Source organism: Streptococcus sp. 2100 (assembly GCF_013276335.1).
In the GTDB taxonomy this organism is placed as follows: Bacteria; Bacillota; Bacilli; order Lactobacillales; family Streptococcaceae; genus Streptococcus; species Streptococcus pseudopneumoniae.
In genome coordinates this window covers 1-2,768 of record NZ_VMKV01000108.1, presented here as the reverse complement: position 1 = coordinate 2,768, position 2,768 = coordinate 1, and the positions used below count along the sequence as shown (strand labels likewise).

Here is a 2,768-nt window from a genome sequence, read left to right as displayed (position 1 = left end):
TGATTTTAGTCCAGTATTATATTAAACTTGATTAATCAACTATTGATAAATCAATAGAAAGGAGGAAGAAATGATAGAGATTCAAGATTTACTGTATCAACTCCGCTTGTCTGAGCAAGCGAGTACGCAATTGTTTGAAAAAAGGCTTGGGATTAGTTTGACACGGTATCAGATTTTATTATTTTTGTTGAAGCATTCCCCTTGTAATCAAATAGCGGTTCAGGAGCGTTTGAAGATTGATCAGGCTGCTTTGACACGGCATTTTAAGATTTTAGAAAAGGAAGGTTTGGTGGAGCGTCATCGTAATCCTGAAAATCAGCGAGAAGTCTTGGTAGAGGCTACGAAGTATGCCAAGGAGCAGTTAGTGATGAATCCACCTCTGCAGCATATCAAGGTTAAGAAAGAGATGGAAAGTATCTTAACAGAGTCTGAGAGAACAGAATTCAGCCGTTTATTAAACAAATTGGTTTTGAGCATTGAAAATATAGAAATTTAAGGAGAAATAGATGTCAATTATTACAATTATTTTAGCAACAATCGTTGCTTTGGAGCATTTTTACATTTTTTATTTGGAAAGTATTGCAACGCAATCAGAAGCGACTAGTCGTGTCTTTAACATGGACAGGGAAGAACTAGCTCGTCCGTCGGTAAGTTCACTGTTTAAAAATCAAGGGATTTATAATGCTCTGCTAGGAGTCTTTCTCCTGTATGGGATTTATTTCTCACAGAATTTAGAAATTGTGACTATTTTTGTTTTATTTGTGATTGGTGCTGCGGCTTATGGCTCTCTCACAGCAGATAAGAAAATTATTTTGAAGCAAGGTGAGCCAGCTATTTTAGCCTTGATTAGTATTTTTCTCTTTAAATAAGTTCAAAGGTCAATCTTAGTCTCGCTAGTCCTTTTCACTCCGGAATAAGGGAAATATGTTATACTTGTTTTTAAGAAAAAGTCTCATTGAATTTGTTTTGAGGAGTTAGAAATGAAAGTATTAGTGACAGGTTTTGAGCCCTTTGGAGGGGAAAAGGGCAATCCAGCTTTGGAGGCCATTAAAGGTTTACCAGCTGAAATCCATGGTGCTGAGGTCCGTTGGCTAGAGGTGCCGACAGTTTTTCACAAATCTGCTCAAGTATTGGAAGAAGAGATGAATCGTTATCAACCTGACTTTGTCCTTTGTATTGGGCAAGCTGGTGGAAGAACTAGTTTGACACCTGAACGAGTGACCATTAATCAAGACGATGCATGCATTTCTGATAACGAAGATAATCAACCGATTGACCGTCCCATTCGCCCAGATGGTGCTTCGGCCTACTTTAGTAGTTTGCCGATTAAAGCGATGGTTCAAGCTATAAAAAAAGAGGGCTTACCGGCCTCTGTTTCCAATACGGCAGGGACTTTTGTCTGCAGCCATTTGATGTATCAGGCTCTCTATTTGGTAGAAAAGAAATCTCCATATGTTAAGGCAGGTTTTATGCATATTCCTTATATGATGGAACAGGTGGTGAACAGACCGACTACTCCAGCTATGAGTTTAGTGGATATTCGGCGAGGGATAGAAGCAGCAATCGGCGCTATAATAGAACATGGAGATCAGGAACTCAAGTTGGTAGGCGGAGAAACTCATTGATAGAAAAAAGCTTGAGGGGAAAAACCTTCAAGCTTTTGGACGTTTTCGGGCCAATACTGCTCGGTAAAAACTCATTTTATTAATTAATTTGAATGTAGGGTAGGAGTGAAAAACTAGCCCTACCAGGGGTAGTTTAGTTGGTATTTTTTACTAAGTGCTGCTCTAAGTACTGCTCTATAAAAGCTGATTTTAGTACATTGGATATAAGGTAGGAGTAAAAAACTAGCAATGCCAAAGGTAATCCAATTGAGGAAGTACCAAGGAAGAAGCTGTAAATCTAGGACAAAGTGCTGGAACTTGTAGCCCTTCATAAAGGAACGGCTAGTTTTTAGGATTCGTCTTGGTGAGGCCTGTCCTAGGTCTAGACTATAACAGAGAAGAAATTCCACCTGTGAATAGGCATAATACTGTGGAATATAGAGGATATTTCCTACAATGATCAAGATGAGACTTGCAAGAAAGTAGAGTCCAAAGACCATGAGGAAACGCTCGGTTTCAACTGATGAGAGATCTAGATTTGGAAACTCAGGATGTAGGGTGACGAATTTTTGGGCTAAAAAGCTACTATAAAAGAGGAAGTAAATCCCAAGTAAATTAGGGATACTCCATAAAAAGAGATAGAAACGTTTGAGAAGTAGGGTCAAAAAGGTTTGAGAAAAGCGCTCCTCATCAAAGAGAGCTAGGCTGTTTTTTACAGATGGCTCCGTTTTAGAATCTTTCATGAGTGTCAGGGTTGCATAGACGGAACTGGTCAAAAGAATAGTCCCGATAAAGGAGACTAGTAGAGGAAAGAGGTAGGCTTGAAGTATTTGACCAAGTATGCTGAAAAATGGCTGTTCTAAAACAGTCACGTGGATCCGAGATAAGGGATTAAGAAAACCAGATAAGATGACCAGCATACTGGGAAGGATATAGAGGAGAAAGAGACGGGGGGTGTCAGCCTGAAAATGTTTTGACTCCTGACGAATTGTTTTTAAATCAATTTTTGGATAGTTCATTCTCTTATTATACCATAGTTCGTGACAGTTCCAGCTTTTTTTGATAAAATCATACAGTATGCCCTTGGGTACAAAGTATGAACTGGGACTGTCTTTCCCAGCTTCGGAGGTAAAAAATGTCAGATTCGGGACTTTGACAGTTGTG

At 39.1% G+C, this 2,768-nt stretch carries 4 protein-coding genes; 3 read left to right on the top strand and 1 reads right to left on the bottom strand.

Annotated elements, in window-relative coordinates:
- The first annotated feature begins 70 nt into the window (after positions 1-70).
- From HT669_RS10720 to pcp, 3 genes are all read left to right on the top strand, one after another.
- Complete coding sequence (locus tag HT669_RS10720) at positions 71-496, top strand: MarR family winged helix-turn-helix transcriptional regulator (protein WP_000570119.1); 426 nt, start codon at positions 71-73, stop codon at positions 494-496.
- Positions 497-506: 10 nt separating this feature from the next.
- Positions 507-869, top strand: coding sequence for a DUF1304 domain-containing protein (locus tag HT669_RS10715; protein WP_000022854.1), 363 nt, complete (start codon positions 507-509; stop codon positions 867-869).
- A gap of 111 nt (positions 870-980) precedes the next feature.
- Positions 981-1,625: a pyroglutamyl-peptidase I gene (pcp, locus tag HT669_RS10710; RefSeq protein WP_000866913.1), complete on the top strand. Its 645-nt coding sequence runs from the start codon at positions 981-983 to the stop codon at positions 1,623-1,625.
- A gap of 119 nt (positions 1,626-1,744) precedes the next feature.
- Here the strand turns inward: pcp and HT669_RS10705 are convergent, their stop codons facing one another.
- Positions 1,745-2,623: a DUF975 family protein gene (locus tag HT669_RS10705; protein WP_001108855.1), complete on the bottom strand. Its 879-nt coding sequence runs from the start codon at positions 2,621-2,623 to the stop codon at positions 1,745-1,747.
- Positions 2,624-2,768 lie beyond the last annotated feature (145 nt).

Excerpts from the sequence above, each read along its gene's own strand:
- HT669_RS10720 (WP_000570119.1), top strand. The coding sequence starts at position 71 with ATGATAGAGATTCAAGATTTACTGTATCAACTCCGCTTGTCTGAGCAA.
- HT669_RS10715 (WP_000022854.1), top strand. The coding sequence starts at position 507 with ATGTCAATTATTACAATTATTTTAGCAACAATCGTTGCTTTGGAGCAT.
- pcp (WP_000866913.1), top strand. The coding sequence starts at position 981 with ATGAAAGTATTAGTGACAGGTTTTGAGCCCTTTGGAGGGGAAAAGGGC.
- HT669_RS10705 (WP_001108855.1), bottom strand. The coding sequence starts at position 2,623 with ATGAACTATCCAAAAATTGATTTAAAAACAATTCGTCAGGAGTCAAAA.